Genomic DNA, 14,208 nt, shown 5'->3' with positions numbered 1-14,208 from the left:
GGTTTCGTCTTTTAACAACGCTGATGCAAGAGGGATTAATCATGCTTGACGACAAGGATTCAAAACTTGGCGGTATTGTGATTGGCGACGTGCGCGAAGCAAGTGTAGACCCGGAGGCAGGTCAAAGCGTCTGGCTTGAACTCAGGGCTTACTTGTCTGGCTCCAACCCTCGATTGGCTGCGTCGGATGTGGCCGTGATCTTCACTGCCGGGGAAGCGCAAACGCGGGTGCTGACGGACAGCCATGGCAAGGCGCGTTTTTCCTATACAGCCGATCAGCCTGGGGCCGTTGCAGTGACCGCTACACTGGACATCGAAAACAATGGCGAGGCTCCCTCCCATACCTTCCATTTAACAGCGCTTGCTGCAGGTGTCTGGGACGATGCGCAGATTGAACTGGCGGGCAGCGAGCCAAGGAGCTGGGGCGGGCACCCCCTGTTTCCCCGGGTCGGGCAGACCTTCACCATAAAGTTATCGGTCCCCAATGCGCAGAGCGCTTTGATCGACCGTGCTATCTGTCTTGGACTGAAAGGCTACTCTTCGGCCCGTGAGTTGGGATTTACGGTGACGCCTGCACTGGGCGTTTCACGAAAATTAACAGCAGACGGTCTGACTTGGCAGGGCCGCGGCACCATCGGAGGGGCTTGTGAATTCCAGCTCGAGGCCTCCCGTTTACTCAACCATTCACCGGTCCATCCGATTTCGTTGGGATCGATGACGCCTGAGAGGCATCCCGAAAACGCCATAGAGGTGCAAGTCCCTGGCTGAAGCGGGCGCTTGCCTGATCAAGGTCAGAAGACGCCGGCTTTCTTCCAGCTCATGTACCGCGTCACCAACTCGGCCCCCAACACTGAGGGCCGGGCATCCACCACCGGCACTCCATGAGCACTCAACCGCTCATGGAGCTGCGCCCGGTCATTCAAGTAATCCACCGTCCCGCAATAAGCCAGCGCCTCCGGCAAGGTTTGTACCGGCGCGTGCCGCAAATTGTCGAGCAAGTCTTCGCGCAGGCTCGCTACCAATACCCGATGCAGTTTGCTCAGGCGTTTGACAGCGGTCAGCAGTTCTTCGTCGTCTTCATCGCGCAGGTTGGTGACCAGCACCACCAGCGCCCGGCGTTTTTGTCGGGCCAGGAGTTGCGTGGCGGCGGCCTGATAATCGGCGGGGCGTTGGGTGCTGTCGAGGTCGTAGACGGTGTTGAGCAATACGTTGAGCTGGCCCGTGCCTTTGACCGGGGCGAGGTAGTGCGGTCGGTCGCTGGCGAAGGTGCTCAGGCCCACGGCATCGCCCTGGCGCAGGGCGATGTAGCTGAGCAACAGGCAGGCATTGAGTGCGTGATCGAAATGGGCGAGTTCGCCGTCCTGGCTGCGCATCCGGCGGCCGCAATCGAGCATGAAGATGATTTGTTGGTCGCGTTCGTCCTGGTACTCGCGGGCGATGGGCGTGCGTTGGCGGGCGGTGGCTTTCCAGTCGATCTGGCGCAGGCTGTCGCCTTCGCGGAATTCGCGCAGTTGATGGAATTCCAGGCCCAGGCCGCGACGTTGGCGCTGGCGTACGCCGAGTTGGCTGAGCCAGTTATCCACTGCCAGCAGTTCCCCGCCGTAGAGTCGTGCGAAGTCGGGGTAGACGCGGGTGCTGTCGACCACGTTGAGCAGGCGTTTGTCGGACCATAAACCCAAGGGGCTCGGCAGGTTGATTTCGCAGTGTTCGAAGGTGAAGTGGCCGCGTTTGAGTGGGCGCAGTCGATAGCCGACCTGGTTTCGTTGGCCGGGTTGAAGTTCGACCTCCAGTGGCAGGTTTTCGAAGCTCAGGCCATCCGGTACATGGTCGAAAATCTGAATGTTCAGAGGGTGACTGAAGTCATGTTCGACCTCCAGTCGCACTTCGCTCCATCGACCGAGTGCAAGGCTGCCAGGCATTTGTCGCTGAATGCGTGGTGAGGGCAAACGCTTGAGGCGAATGGCGTCGAGAATGGCCAGGGCCAGCAACGCCAGCAACAATCCCCAGTTGATCGACAACAGGCGCGACGGTACGTCGAATTCCAATGCTCGTAACGCGCCCAGCACGATGCCGATGGCCAGCAGGATGGCGAGCCAGATCAGCAACAGGCGTGACGGTTTCATCAGCGCAGACCTTTTGTGGCAAAACAGCTTTTTGTGGCGAGGGAGCTTGCTCCCGCTGGGCTGCGAAGCGGCCCCAACATTTCTGATAAGGCGAAGAGCTTGCCAGCGCTGCGCACCGGAGCGGGAGCAAGCTCCCTCGCCACAGGGGTTGTGTTGGGCAGGGTTGTGTTCACAGCCGTGGCGCCGGTACTTGATCGAGCAATTGCTTGAGTACTTGATCGACGTCCAGCCCTTCGATGTCGAGTTCCGGCGCAATGCGCACGCGATGACGCAACACCGCCAGCGCGCAGCCTTTGATGTCATCGGGAATCACGAAATCGCCACCGCGCAGCAGCGCCCGGGCGCGGGCGCAACGTACCAGCGCAATGGAGGCGCGTGGCCCGGCGCCGAGAGTCAGGCCTGGCCAGGTGCGGGTGGTGCGGGCCAGGCGCACGGCGTAATCGAGGACCTGATCGTCCAGCGGCAGATCGCTGGCAATGCGTTGCAAGGCCAGCACGTCCTTGGCTTGCAGCACGGTGCGCAGCGGTTGCACGTCGAGCATGTCGGCGCGGGTCGATCGGCTGACCTGACGGACCATGTCCAGCTCTTGCTCGGCATCGGGGTAATCCATGCGCACCTTGAGCATGAAACGGTCGAGCTCGGCCTCGGGCAGTGGATACGTGCCTTCCTGTTCGATCGGGTTTTGCGTGGCGAGCACCATGAACGGTTGCACGATGGGCAAGGCGCGGCCTTCGAGGGTGACCTGGCGTTCCTGCATGGCTTCGAGCAGCGCGGCCTGGGTTTTCGCCGGGGCGCGGTTGATCTCGTCGGCCAGCAGCAGGTTGGTGAACAGCGGGCCTTTGCGCAGTTTGAACTGCTCGGTGTTCAGGTCGTAGACCGCGTGCCCGGTGACGTCGCTGGGCATCAGGTCCGGGGTGAACTGGATGCGCGCGAACTCACCGCCGAAGCAGCGGGCGAGGGCGCGCACCAGCAAGGTTTTGCCCAAACCCGGCACGCCTTCGAGCAGCACATGGCCGCCGGCGATCAGTGCGGTGAGGACGTCGTCGATCACGCTGTTCTGGCCGATCACGGCTTTCTGCAACTCATTGCGCACGGCCTGGGCCAACTGGCTGGCGCGCTGGCGTTGCTGGGCGGCGTGGGTCGCGCTGCCGGGCTCGATCTGTTGACTCATAGCGTGTTCCTCAAGGTTTGCAGGTGCGCGACCTGACGGCTGAAATCAGCGCTGGACAGCCGCTGTTTCGGTCGCGGGCTCATTGCCTGGCTGATGGCGCGAGTGGGTTGGCCAGTCAGGCGCGCGAGCACCAGCCATTGCTCGGCAACGCCGAGTTGTTCGAAACCGGGATGACGGTGCCTCACGCGCCGCAGAATGTCTTGTTGCAGGGCTTGCAGCAGGTGCTGCTGGCCGTTGCGACGCAACATGAAATCGGCGCTGGCACGCAGGTGTTCCTGAAGTTGCCGGCGACCTTTTGTAGCAGGTTCCAGCAGCGGGCCATGGCGCACCGCGACATGCCAGAGCGCAAGACCGATCAGGGCGACGAGGGCGACCAAAGCTTGAGGGAAATTGCGCAGCAGCAAGGTCAGCAGGCTGTCGTGATCGGTGTTGAACAGCAGGGTCACGCTCGTGTCGGCGGTCAGGTACCAGAGCAGCCAGGCGTTGTCGTGTTGGCCGATGGCCGGGGTTTTCCACAGGTCGGCATCGGTGACCACGATGATCGAACCGAGCCCGTGGTTGAGCTGCATCATGTGCGTGGCTTTGCCACTGTTGGCCCAGGCTTGTGCGAGGTTTTTCGGGTCTTCGAGATGGAACGCGGTATCGAAGCTGGCGTAGGCAGGGGCGTCCTCATCTTCCAGGTACAGCTTTGTCAGTTTGGGGTAGGGGTCGTCGAGGGGATCCGGCGGCGGGTCCTTGAGGTCCTTGCTCAGCGACTGGTGCAACTGCACGCGATCGAGCAGCAGGTCATTGCTCTGGCCGGTCTTTTCATCCCACAGCGACTGGGCGACAAACAACAGGCGCCCGCCGGCCCGGGTCCAGTTCATCACTTGATCAATCTGGCGCGGCGTCATGTTGTAGCGATCGCCGAGCAACAACAGACTGTGCTGATGCGGATCGAGGGTGGGCAACACGTCGAGGCTGTTGGCATGGTCGACGGTCAGGCCCTGTTTACGCAGGAAATGCTCGGCTGCCAGATAGGGATTGGCCTGGGCCTCGGGTGTGGGGCCGTGATCGATTTCTGCCTGATAGGGCGTGGCCTTCAGGTACAGATAAACACTCAGCGCGCCCACCAGCACGGTGATGAACACACCGACCGAAAGCCACAACCGCCGGCTCAACGGGCGGTTCCCGGGCCGAACAATGTTCGCCAGCCGTCACACAGTTCCTGTTGCAAATGCGCGGGCGGCAAGCGATGCCCGTAGGCCATGTTCTGCCAGTGCCCGGTCAGGGTTTTGCTGAAGGCGAGCAAGGCCGGTTGCTGCAATTGCTCGACGCGTTGCAGCACCTCGCCTTCGGTGTCGGCGGGTTTCAGCGCTATGTTGTGGTCGTGCAACAAATGGCTGAGCAGGGCGCGATAGAGCAACCCCAGGGCGGCACGCGGGTTGGTTTGCCAGAGGCTTTCGGCGCTGGCGGCAATGTCGGCGGGCAGGGTTTCGCGGCTCAGGTCCAGGCCGAACGCATGCCGTGGCAACGGGCGTGCAGCTTTACGGTTCAACGTTGGCCGACGGCTGACGAATGCCAGCAGCCAGTCGCGGTAACGCCAGATCAACACGCCGACGCCACCGATTACCGCACTCCACAGCAGCACTTCAATCAAGTTGGCGAGAAAGCCGAAACGCTGGCTGTCGAGCAGACTGGCGAGTGCCTTCAGCCATTCAGGTGTTTTTCCGTCGTCCGGTGTTTTAGTGTCGGGTTTGTCTTCGCCAAATCGATAGCGGGTCACCGTTTCCTTGTTCTTGAACGGTGGCTGATCGAGGAGGGTTTTGATGCTGTCTCTGGAGGCCTGGCTGGTCAGCGGTTGGTCCAGCAGGCGCGGGCTGTCCGGGGTAATGGGTGGCTCGGCGGCCCAGACGTTTTGCGTAGTAGGCACAAGCAGAATTGCCGCCAACAGCAGAGTGATAGCCGTGGTGTTCAGGCGTTGGCGCAATCGGCGGAACACCAGTTCGATGTCCCAGGCTTCGAGCACTGTGCGCCGATTCAGATAAAGGCTGAAGCCGCAGGCCACATAGATCGGTTCCCAGACAATCAGCACCAGCACGTAAAAGGCGTTGGTCAGGTGTTCCAGCCATTTCCAGTCCTGTGTGGCGGCGGTAATCAAGGTCTGCCAGCTCCAGTCGAGTTCGACCTGCTGTGGCAGGAACATGTAGAACAACACCATCAAGCCGATCCACAGCGCGCTTTCCAGATGCACGCCGATGATCGTCAACCACTGCGCGGCGCCGGCGTTGCGCTGCAGCAGCACCCGCAAGCGCTGTTGTCGTTCGTCACCCGCCAGGCCTTCGAGTTGCACCACCGGCATCAGAAAACTGCGGCTCAGGCTCAGTCGACGCCAGGTCAGGCTGGCCAGCAGTTGCGGCTTGAGCAGGCGCGGCCATTGGCGCAGCGCCTGTTTCAAGGTGGGCGTTTCACCAAACATGGCTTTGGACAGGATGTACAACGGCAGCCGCTCGAACGCCGGTTTCAGCCACCAGAAGATGAACACGGCGAGTGAGGGTGAATCCCACAGAAACAAGGTGAGCAGGGCGAAGATCGGCACGGTGATGATGGCCCAACTGGTCATCAGCAATCGTCGATGGCGCTGGCTCAGCAGCACGCCCAGGTCCATGGCTTCCCAGGAGGTGCGTGGGCGGATCACCACCGTGGCGTCACTCAGGCGCATGGCGGGTTCGTCCGGCAAACAGCAGGTAAGTCGCTACCAACAACCAAAGCGCCGCGCCGACCAGGTATTTGGTCATGGGCGCTGGCGCGGTCATCGACGACCAGTAGGCTTCGATAAACGCCGCAATCAGCAGAAACAGCATGACGCCGCAGATCAGCAACACGCTTTTACGCGCGGCCAGCCGCAACGCTTCGGCGCGGGGCAGGCGCCCTGGTGCGATCAATGCCCAGCCCAGTTGCAGGCCAGCGGCTCCGGCCAGGGCAATGGCACTCAGTTCGAACGCGCCGTGACCGATCACGAACGACCAGAAGGTTTGCCCAAAACCGATGTGCGTCAGGTGCCCGGCCACCGCACCGATCATCAAACCGTTGAAGAGCAGGAAAAACGCGCTGCCCACACCAAACAGCAAACCGCTGGCGAAGGTCTGAAAGGCGATACCGATGTTGTGCATGATGTAGTAACCGAACATCACCCAGTCTTCACTGGCGGCGCGTTCGGCCGAGCGGCCCAGATGACCGGCGACCGGGTCGTACATGCTCTGCATCTCAGTCACCTGCTCGACCGGGATCAGGTTGTAGACCAGGTCCGGGAACAGGTACACCAGCAGTGCGAAGCCGATCAGGCTGCCAAAAAACATCAGGCCGGCGGCGAGCACAAAGCGCCATTGTTCGCGCACCAGTCGCGGAAATCCGGCAAGGATAAAACTCAGTATGTTGGCGCCCAGTCGACTGCGATGCCGATAAAGCTGTTGATGCCCGCGCAGTATTTGTTGCTGCAACGAGTCGATCAGGAAACTGCTGTAGCCGCGTTCCTGAGCCAGTGCCAAATGTTGGCAGAGCCGTCGGTAGTCTTTCGGGAAGCTGGCGATCCCGGCAGCGTCCTTGCCGCGCTCCAGCTGTTCGAGCATCAAAGAAAACTGCTCCCACTCGGCGTTGTGGCGATTTTCGAAAAGGCTCTGCTTCATGCGGGCCCCAACAAACCACGGGCGATGCCGTTGAGTTCCGCCACGGCGCGTGGTGCAGAAACCTGCAACGGTTGGGCAAGGATGGACGCGAGTTCATGGGTCCGCGCCTCAGAGAGTTCAACCTGGCGTTCGGCAAACCCGAGGATGGCGCGTTGTTCCGGCAGCGTCAGGGTAAACGCCGGGCGTCGAGGCGGGACGTCGGGCAGTTGTGGTCGGGTCAACGGTTGTTCGCGGTAGATCACCAGCGTGCCGGCGGCGAGGTCGCCGAGGCGTTTGAAGGAGGGGTGTTGCAGGCAACTGATGGCGCCGAGGAAGTAACCAAACGGCAACAGGTCGACGAATCGCAACAGGTTACGCAATAGCGAAGCTGACCATCCGATCGGGGTGCCGTCGTCCTGCACGACGCGCAACCCCATCCATTGTTTGCCCGGCGAACGGCCCTGATTGAGCACCTCGAACAGCACCATGTACCACCAGCTCACCCCGAACAACAGGATCGAGCCAAGCCCGGCACCGAGTTTTCCGAGAAACGCCAGAACGATAAACAGCACGCCGAGAATCAGCCCGCGCAGCCCGAGGTCGATGGAGAAGGCCAGCGCACGCACCATCAACCCGGCCGGGCGCAGTGGCAAGTCGATGCCTTCGGGCGTTTCGACTTGATACCGCGTGTCCAGTGGCGGGGGCAGCGTCGCTTTCCTTGGCAGTGCTGTGGTCTCGAGCATGGGCAACCTTGATGTGGCCTGTTCGGGATTCGATGTCCGCCCGATGCTAGCAGTCTCTCGGGGGGAAACGACATAACTATGTATTGCACGTTACGTAACCAGACCTGATTGAATGACAAGTTACTGGCCGGGGCGGGATGTGAACGCCTAGACTTTGCCGATCTTCAGTTCAGGAACAGCCCGTGACCTCGATCTTCTGGTACGACTATGAAACCACTGGCATCAACCCCCGATGCGACCGCCCGCTGCAGGTGGCGGGGATTCGCACCGACTTCGATCTCAATGAAATAGACGAGCCGGTCAACCTGTTTTGCCAGCCCAGCGACGACATCCTGCCGCATCCGGCCGCTTGCGCAATCACCGGCATTACGCCCGGCCAACTGGCCGAACACGGTTTGAGCGAAGCCGACTTCATGACCCGGGTACATGCTCAACTGGCGGCGCCGGGTACGTGCGGGGCGGGTTACAACACGTTGCGTTTCGATGACGAGATGACCCGTTACAGCCTGTATCGAAACTTTTTCGACCCGTACGCGCGCGAATGGCAGGGCGGCAACAGTCGCTGGGACCTGATTGATGTGGTGCGAGCAGCCTACGCCTTGCGTCCCGATGGCCTCGTCTGGCCAACCGATGATGAAGGGCGGGTGACGCTCAAACTCGAACGGCTGACCGCCGCCAATGGCATTGACCACGGTAATGCCCACGAGGCGCTGTCGGACGTTCGCGCCACCATTGCCCTCGCTCGTCTGCTTCGCGAGAAGCAGCCGAAGTTGTATGACTGGCTGTTTCAGTTGCGCAGCAAACAAAAGGTGATGGATCAGATTCGGCTATTACAGCCGATGGTGCACATTTCCGGGCGATTCTCGGCGGCTCGCAGTTATGTGGGGGTCGTGCTGCCGCTGGCCTGGCATCCGCGCAACAAAAACGCCTTGATTGTCTGTGATCTGCATCTGGACCCCCAGGGTTTGCTCGATCTGGATGCAGACACCTTGCGTCAGCGGCTGTATACCCGCCGCGATGACTTGGCCGACGGTGAACTGCCGGTGCCGCTCAAACTCATTCATATCAACAAGTGCCCGGTCGTGGCACCGTTGTCGGTACTTCGTCCTGACGATCAGCAACGTCTGGGGCTGGACATGGCCCTTTATCAGGATCGCGTACTGCGGCTAAGTGACGCACAACAAGTTTGGCGAGATAAAGTGTTGGCGATTTATGCCGGAGAAGATTTCACCTCGAGCCAGGACCCCGAGCAACAGTTATACGATGGTTTTATCGGTGATCGTGATCGTCGGCTTTGTGAGCAAGTCAGGGCCGCCGACCCTGCCCAATTATCACAAGAGCAATGGCCGTTCGATGACGAACGTTTACCTGAATTGTTGTTTCGTTATCGCGCACGCAACTTCCCTGATACGTTGAGTTTCGAGGAGCAAGAGCGCTGGCAAATATTCTGTCAGCAACGTTTGTCGACACCCGAATGGGGCGCGCCAAATACGCTTGAAAGTTTTGTAGAAGCCGCGGCCCAATTGAACGTTACTGCTACATCGTTTCAGCGAGAGGTGCTGAATGAATGGCAGAATTATGTCCAGGGATTACGCAAACGTTTGAATCTTTGAAAACGAAAAATGCCCGGGCTTTATACCGGGCATAAAAAACGCCAGCATCAGCTGGCGTTATTTTTTGTCGCGGATAATTCTTTGACAACCTGTGGGGATTAGCCCAGCAGGGTAGCCCAGCCTTCAACCACGTCACCGCCCCACTTGGCTTTCCACTCTTTCAGAGTCTTGTGGTTGCCACCTTTGGTTTCGATGACTTCGCCGTTGTGCGGGTTTTTGTATTGTTTAACTTTGCGAGCACGCTTGGTGCCAGTAGTTTTTACTGCACCGCCGCGTGGTGCTTTGGTCTTGGACTCTGGATCCAGCAACGCGATGATGTCACGCAGGGACTTGGAGTATTCGCCCATCAGGGTGCGCAGTTTGCCTTCGAATTCCAGCTCGGTTTGCAGTTTGTCGTCTTGGGACAGGTTCTTCAAACGGGCTTGCAGCTCTTTGATAGCTTCTTCGGTGGCGCGATATTCGTTGATCAAGGACATGAGGACTACCTTATGTTGGGCGCTGGATGGCAGGGTGACAGTGCCGCAATAATAGTCAGGGTGTTTCATCAAGTAAACATTTAACCGGTGTTTTATTTAAATTAGTTCCGGTGAATAGGGCACAAATTGAACGCAGAGTTAAAAGTGTGATGCAGTCATCACAGATATTCACAATTGAATGCTTGAAGAATGACTACAAGAGCACCATCGCGCGGGCGGCGAGGTGCTGCCGAAACCTGTTCCACTGACCCGCGTGCAGCTCAATGTGTCATCAATACTGCAGTTTTGCTGCGCACTCGCTAGAATGGCGGCCTTTGCGAAGTTCTGGAGTTTCCCCCTCATGCGCACTTTTCGGCTGGTGATTGCTTGCCCGGACCGCGTCGGCATCGTTGCTAAAGTCAGTAACTTTCTGGCGTCACATAACGGCTGGATCACTGAAGCGAGCCATCACTCGGACAATCAGAGTGGCTGGTTCTTCATGCGTCACGAAATTCGTGCTGATTCACTGCCTTTCGGTATCGAAGCCTTCCGCGAAGCGTTTGCACCGATTGCCGAAGAGTTCTCGATGAACTGGCGCATTACCGACACCGCACAGAAAAAGCGCGTTGTGTTGATGGCCAGCCGTGAGTCCCACTGCCTGGCTGACTTGCTGCACCGCTGGCACAGTGATGAACTGGACTGCGAAATCTCCTGCGTGATTTCCAACCACGACGACTTGCGCAGCATGGTCGAGTGGCACGGCATTCCTTATTACCACGTGCCGGTCAATCCACAGGACAAAGAGCCGGCCTTCGCCGAAGTCTCGCGGCTGGTCAAACATCACGATGCTGAAGTGGTGGTACTTGCCCGTTACATGCAAATCCTGCCGCCCGCGTTGTGCAGTGAGTATGCGCACAAGGTCATCAACATTCACCACAGCTTCCTGCCGTCGTTCGTCGGCGCCAAGCCGTACCACCAGGCCTCCCTGCGTGGCGTGAAGTTGATCGGCGCGACCTGCCACTACGTGACCGAAGAGCTGGACGCCGGTCCGATCATCGAGCAGGACGTGGTGCGCGTCAGCCACAGTGACAGCATCGAAGACATGGTGCGTTTCGGTCGTGACGTCGAAAAGATGGTGTTGGCCCGCGGTCTGCGCTATCACCTCGAAGACCGGGTGCTGGTGCACGGCAACAAGACCGTGGTGTTCTGATCGCCACACAACACGGTTGAAATTCGAAGGGCCTGGGCGTTCAATCGCTTCAGGCCCTTCGCCGTTTCTGCACTGAGGACAAGACCATGGCCGATCCACTCGACAAAGCCACCTCCAAGGCTCCCGCCACATTGGGTGAGGGCTGTTTGAGTCGCTACGACCCGGATGACATGAGCCCCGATGACGGCACGGAATTCCCTGGTGCCGCCGAGTTGTGGGAGCAACTGCAGCAAGAACCCGATGACAAGCCTAAGCCTGCTTGAACTTCATCAGCTTCTTGAGCAACGGCCGCCCGAGCATCAGCAAAAACACCGGGCCACCCACCACCAGGTAGAAGTAATACGTCACCGCCCGCCAGATCAGAATCGCCGCCGCTGCGGTGGATTTCCCCACCATGGGCGCCAGCAGCGCCGCCGACGTCAACTCCGCCGCACCGGCACCGCCCGGTAACAGGCTGAATTGCCCGGCACTCAGCGACAGCATCTGGATCAGGAAACACCAGGCCCACTGTAAATCTGCCCCGAGTCCGCGCAACGCCAGATACAGCACGCTATACCGCAGGAGCCAATGCACGCAGGTCAGGGCAAACACCTTGACCAGCGTAAGAATCGGCAACTTCAACGTGTCAGTGAACGCCGCCAGAAAGTGCAGGAGCTTTCGCGCCCAGCGCAGGCGCGTGGTGCCTTTGACATTGAGGCGAACGAGCAACCGCCCACTCAGGCGAATCAGCAGTCGATGGTAGCGGGCCACCACCACGCAACTGAGCAGCCCGCCGAACATCGAGATGGCGCTGACGATCAGCAGCCATTCCAGGCGTTCGCTGAGGTGCTGGAACAACGCATAAATCAGAATCCCACTCAGCGCGCAGAGGAAAAACAGCAGGTCGCTGAGTTGGTCCATGGCAAACACCGCGCTGCCCCTGGCCGGGCGCACGCCGTTGCGCGCCAGCAGCGCCATGATGGTCAGCGGGCCGCCGCTGCCGCCAGGTGTGGCGCAGTAGGCAAACTCGGCGGCCATCACAACGCCGAGGCTTTTGACCCGGCCCACCTTGTCGCGCTGATCACCCAGCAACAGGCGCAAGCGCAAAGTGTTCACCACCCAGCACAGCAAGATCATGCCGAACATGATCAGCAATTCATTCAATGGAAAATTTTGCAGCCGCGACCATGTCTCGTTGCCGCCCAGCAGCAACGGAATCAGCACCGCGGCGAGCAGGGCGATAAACAGCAGAATCCCCCGGCTCATGCGGCGCGACCGAGACGGTCACTGTGCAGCGAAAGCCACTGGACCTTGGTCATCGGCACACGCCCCTCAGCGAGCAAACGCTTAAGGGTCTGCAGCCAGTAATGGCGCGAAAACCCATGGCGCATGTCCACCGGGTGCAGGCCGAGACGTATCACCGGCGCTTGCCGCCAACGCTGTTCACGCTGATCGCTGACGAGTTTCGACAGGCCTCGGCGCCAGGCGCTGCGCGCGCTCCAGACCAGTCCCGGTGCATCAATTGCAGTGAAATCCGGCAGACGATAGAGATGCTGATGATCGCTGGTGTAGCTCAGCGGTAACTGGCGCAACGCCTGACGCGTGCCTTCGCTCATCAGCCAGGCCGGGGCGATGAAGCCTTCCAGCGGCCAGTGAAAGCGATGGAACACTTCGATTCCGGCCCGCAGGCGGGCGAGGGCGGCGGCTTGTGACAAGCTGTAAAACTCGCCTTCGTGGGTGTAGATCCGGCGCATGAACCAGTCTCTGGGATTGCTGGGAGGAGGGGCTTCATCGCAATGAAAGTAACCGTGCAATGCCAGTTCGTCACCTCGGGCGACTCGGCTGGTGAGTATGCGTCTGAATCCTGGATGCTCGTCCAGATCGTTATGCTTGTGAAAGTTCGGCACCACCAGCCAGGTCATCGGTACCTCGCCCAAGGCATCGACGGCTTCGACAAAAGGCTGGTAATCGGCCCAGGTTTGCGGCGCAACGTCGTGCAACACGAGTAACAGGCTGGGCGGGTTCATGGGCTCAACCATTGGCGGTCGCCGGCCATTGGCTGCCGAGAACCGCGTGATAGTGACCCAGCAGGCTGTTGACCACGGTGTCCCAGGCGTAATGCTGTTCAACATGACTGCGAGCGCGTTTGCCCAGGGCGGCGCTCCCCTGACTGAACAGCTCGCGGACGGCGTTGGCCATCGCCAGGGGATTGTTCGGCGCGCAAAGCAGACCGCATTGGTCGGTCACGATTTCCTGAAAAGCCCCGGCAGCCACGGCCACGACCGGAATGCCGCTGGCCATGGCTTCGAGGATTACCAGGCCGAACGTTTCCTGATCGCCGGCATGCAGCAACGCGTCAGCGCTGGCCATTAACCGCGCGACTTGCGTGGCCGGGCAGAACTCATCGACGACGGTAACGTTGTCCGGCACCGCGGCAGGCATCGACGAGCCGACTAAAAGCAAGTGATAACGAGGCCCGAGACGCTTCATGCAACTGAGCAGGACCGACAGGTTCTTTTCCTTGGAGCCACGGCCGGCGAAGATCAACAGACGGGTGTTTTCATCGATACCCAGTTCAGCCCGCAAGCCGCTGTCCCTTGCTCCGGGATTAAAAATTTGCAGATCGACGCCCAGCGGCTGCACAAACACATTCTTGACCCCCAGACCGATCAATTTGTCGGCCATGACCTGACTCGGCGCCAGCACCCGGTCGAAGTTGCCGTACAATTTTCTGACATAGGCTTCGACATTCGGGGTAACCCAATTGCCCATTCGGTTGCTGACCAGCAGTGGCAGGTCCGAGTGATAAAAGCCGATCACCGGCACATCCAGTTGCCGGCGTGCATCCAGGGCCGCCCATGCGGTGAGGTAAGGGTCGCCGACTTCGATCAGATCGGGCTGCAAGTCTTGCAGGACATTTCGCCATGGAGCCAGGCGGAGGGGAAAACGATAACCCTTGCCGAAGGGCAGGGCCGGGGCTGGAACGGTGAAAACGCCATCCTGTTCACTCAGGTGTGCCCCCGGAATCAGCAAACTGTGGCGAATGCCTGGCTTGATACTCAGGCGACGGTGCTTGGCATCCAGATACGTGCGCACGCCTCCGCTGGCAGGGGCGTAGAACATAGTTATGTCCGCGATATGCACAATGAGCATCCCTCCGGTCCGTTGTTCTCCCTTGGTTGACCTTTATGAAGGATAGATGTTCGGTTGGGGTTTTGTGGCGGGGGGATCCAGCGAGGTTTTGCGGTGTGTTACAGACCGCCTTCGCGGG

At 59.8% G+C, this 14,208-nt stretch carries 14 protein-coding genes; 4 read left to right on the top strand and 10 right to left on the bottom strand.

What is annotated here, in order from left to right:
- Window positions 1-41 precede the first annotated feature (41 nt).
- Window positions 42-767 (top strand): hypothetical protein, encoded by a 726-nt coding sequence (locus tag ACYZT6_RS20685; protein ID WP_462028423.1) that lies wholly within the window; start codon window positions 42-44, stop codon window positions 765-767.
- 23 nt (window positions 768-790) lie between these two features.
- Here the strand turns inward: ACYZT6_RS20685 and ACYZT6_RS20680 are convergent, their stop codons facing one another.
- The 6 genes from ACYZT6_RS20680 to ACYZT6_RS20655 all read right to left on the bottom strand — a co-directional run bounded on the left by ACYZT6_RS20680 (window position 791) and on the right by ACYZT6_RS20655 (window position 7,680).
- Window positions 791-2,122 (bottom strand): DUF58 domain-containing protein, encoded by a 1,332-nt coding sequence (locus tag ACYZT6_RS20680; RefSeq protein WP_462028422.1) that lies wholly within the window; start codon window positions 2,120-2,122, stop codon window positions 791-793.
- A gap of 169 nt (window positions 2,123-2,291) precedes the next feature.
- On the bottom strand, window positions 2,292-3,293 hold the full coding sequence (locus ACYZT6_RS20675; RefSeq protein ID WP_461955412.1) for an AAA family ATPase: 1,002 nt from the start codon (window positions 3,291-3,293) through the stop codon (window positions 2,292-2,294).
- Window positions 3,290-4,453 carry a DUF4350 domain-containing protein gene (locus ACYZT6_RS20670; protein ID WP_462028421.1) on the bottom strand — a complete coding sequence of 388 codons (1,164 nt, stop codon included), beginning with the start codon at window positions 4,451-4,453 and terminating at the stop codon, window positions 3,290-3,292. The genes ACYZT6_RS20675 and ACYZT6_RS20670 overlap by 4 nt, the downstream gene beginning before the upstream one ends.
- Window positions 4,450-5,994: a DUF4129 domain-containing protein gene (locus tag ACYZT6_RS20665; protein WP_462028420.1), complete on the bottom strand. Its 1,545-nt coding sequence runs from the start codon at window positions 5,992-5,994 to the stop codon at window positions 4,450-4,452. The genes ACYZT6_RS20670 and ACYZT6_RS20665 overlap by 4 nt, the downstream gene beginning before the upstream one ends.
- Window positions 5,981-6,958: a stage II sporulation protein M gene (locus tag ACYZT6_RS20660; RefSeq protein ID WP_462028419.1), complete on the bottom strand. Its 978-nt coding sequence runs from the start codon at window positions 6,956-6,958 to the stop codon at window positions 5,981-5,983. Before ACYZT6_RS20660 ends, ACYZT6_RS20665 begins: the two co-directional genes overlap by 14 nt.
- A complete protein-coding gene (locus ACYZT6_RS20655) occupies window positions 6,955-7,680 on the bottom strand; it encodes an RDD family protein (protein WP_462028418.1) in 726 nt (241 codons plus the stop codon). The genes ACYZT6_RS20660 and ACYZT6_RS20655 overlap by 4 nt, the downstream gene beginning before the upstream one ends.
- Before the next feature lie 182 nt (window positions 7,681-7,862).
- On the opposite strand from ACYZT6_RS20655, the gene sbcB reads away from it, so the two are divergent.
- A complete protein-coding gene (sbcB, locus tag ACYZT6_RS20650) occupies window positions 7,863-9,293 on the top strand; it encodes an exodeoxyribonuclease I (protein WP_462028417.1) in 1,431 nt (476 codons plus the stop codon).
- A 98-nt stretch (window positions 9,294-9,391) separates the two neighbouring features.
- Here the strand turns inward: sbcB and mvaT are convergent, their stop codons facing one another.
- Entirely contained in the window at window positions 9,392-9,769 is a 378-nt protein-coding gene (gene mvaT, locus ACYZT6_RS20645) for a histone-like nucleoid-structuring protein MvaT (RefSeq protein WP_007933316.1), read from the bottom strand.
- A gap of 340 nt (window positions 9,770-10,109) precedes the next feature.
- On the opposite strand from mvaT, the gene purU reads away from it, so the two are divergent.
- Together purU and ACYZT6_RS20635 are read left to right on the top strand one after the other, a co-directional pair.
- The gene (gene purU, locus ACYZT6_RS20640; RefSeq protein ID WP_462028416.1) at window positions 10,110-10,958 is read left to right on the top strand and encodes a formyltetrahydrofolate deformylase; all 849 of its coding nucleotides are present in this window, start codon (window positions 10,110-10,112) and stop codon (window positions 10,956-10,958) included.
- A gap of 86 nt (window positions 10,959-11,044) precedes the next feature.
- Window positions 11,045-11,221, top strand: a complete 177-nt coding sequence (locus ACYZT6_RS20635; RefSeq protein WP_462028415.1) for a hypothetical protein — start codon at window positions 11,045-11,047, stop codon at window positions 11,219-11,221.
- On the opposite strand, the gene ACYZT6_RS20630 is transcribed toward ACYZT6_RS20635, so the two are convergent.
- The 3 genes from ACYZT6_RS20630 to ACYZT6_RS20620 are packed head-to-tail and all read right to left on the bottom strand — an operon-like array spanning window position 11,208 to window position 14,090.
- Window positions 11,208-12,203 carry a lysylphosphatidylglycerol synthase transmembrane domain-containing protein gene (locus ACYZT6_RS20630; RefSeq protein ID WP_462028414.1) on the bottom strand — a complete coding sequence of 332 codons (996 nt, stop codon included), beginning with the start codon at window positions 12,201-12,203 and terminating at the stop codon, window positions 11,208-11,210. The two genes, ACYZT6_RS20635 and ACYZT6_RS20630, sit on opposite strands and share 14 nt — an antisense overlap.
- Window positions 12,200-12,976, bottom strand: coding sequence for a DUF2334 domain-containing protein (locus ACYZT6_RS20625; RefSeq protein ID WP_462028413.1), 777 nt, complete (start codon window positions 12,974-12,976; stop codon window positions 12,200-12,202). Before ACYZT6_RS20625 ends, ACYZT6_RS20630 begins: the two co-directional genes overlap by 4 nt.
- The gene (locus ACYZT6_RS20620; protein ID WP_462028412.1) at window positions 12,969-14,090 is read right to left on the bottom strand and encodes a glycosyltransferase family 4 protein; all 1,122 of its coding nucleotides are present in this window, start codon (window positions 14,088-14,090) and stop codon (window positions 12,969-12,971) included. The genes ACYZT6_RS20625 and ACYZT6_RS20620 overlap by 8 nt, the downstream gene beginning before the upstream one ends.
- Window positions 14,091-14,208: the final 118 nt, after the last annotated feature.

This window comes from Pseudomonas sp. RT6P73, from assembly GCF_054897715.1.
The sequence above is the reverse complement of the archived record's forward strand: the minus strand, read 5'-3'. Positions and strand labels throughout refer to the sequence as shown.

Excerpts from the sequence above, each read along its gene's own strand:
- ACYZT6_RS20685 (WP_462028423.1), top strand. The coding sequence starts at position 42 with ATGCTTGACGACAAGGATTCAAAACTTGGCGGTATTGTGATTGGCGAC.
- ACYZT6_RS20680 (WP_462028422.1), bottom strand. The coding sequence starts at position 2,122 with ATGAAACCGTCACGCCTGTTGCTGATCTGGCTCGCCATCCTGCTGGCC.
- ACYZT6_RS20675 (WP_461955412.1), bottom strand. The coding sequence starts at position 3,293 with ATGAGTCAACAGATCGAGCCCGGCAGCGCGACCCACGCCGCCCAGCAA.
- ACYZT6_RS20665 (WP_462028420.1), bottom strand. The coding sequence starts at position 5,994 with ATGCGCCTGAGTGACGCCACGGTGGTGATCCGCCCACGCACCTCCTGG.
- ACYZT6_RS20660 (WP_462028419.1), bottom strand. The coding sequence starts at position 6,958 with ATGAAGCAGAGCCTTTTCGAAAATCGCCACAACGCCGAGTGGGAGCAG.
- ACYZT6_RS20655 (WP_462028418.1), bottom strand. The coding sequence starts at position 7,680 with ATGCTCGAGACCACAGCACTGCCAAGGAAAGCGACGCTGCCCCCGCCA.
- mvaT (WP_007933316.1), bottom strand. The coding sequence starts at position 9,769 with ATGTCCTTGATCAACGAATATCGCGCCACCGAAGAAGCTATCAAAGAG.
- purU (WP_462028416.1), top strand. The coding sequence starts at position 10,110 with ATGCGCACTTTTCGGCTGGTGATTGCTTGCCCGGACCGCGTCGGCATC.
- ACYZT6_RS20635 (WP_462028415.1), top strand. The coding sequence starts at position 11,045 with ATGGCCGATCCACTCGACAAAGCCACCTCCAAGGCTCCCGCCACATTG.
- ACYZT6_RS20630 (WP_462028414.1), bottom strand. The coding sequence starts at position 12,203 with ATGAGCCGGGGGATTCTGCTGTTTATCGCCCTGCTCGCCGCGGTGCTG.
- ACYZT6_RS20625 (WP_462028413.1), bottom strand. The coding sequence starts at position 12,976 with ATGGTTGAGCCCATGAACCCGCCCAGCCTGTTACTCGTGTTGCACGAC.
- ACYZT6_RS20620 (WP_462028412.1), bottom strand. The coding sequence starts at position 14,090 with ATGCTCATTGTGCATATCGCGGACATAACTATGTTCTACGCCCCTGCC.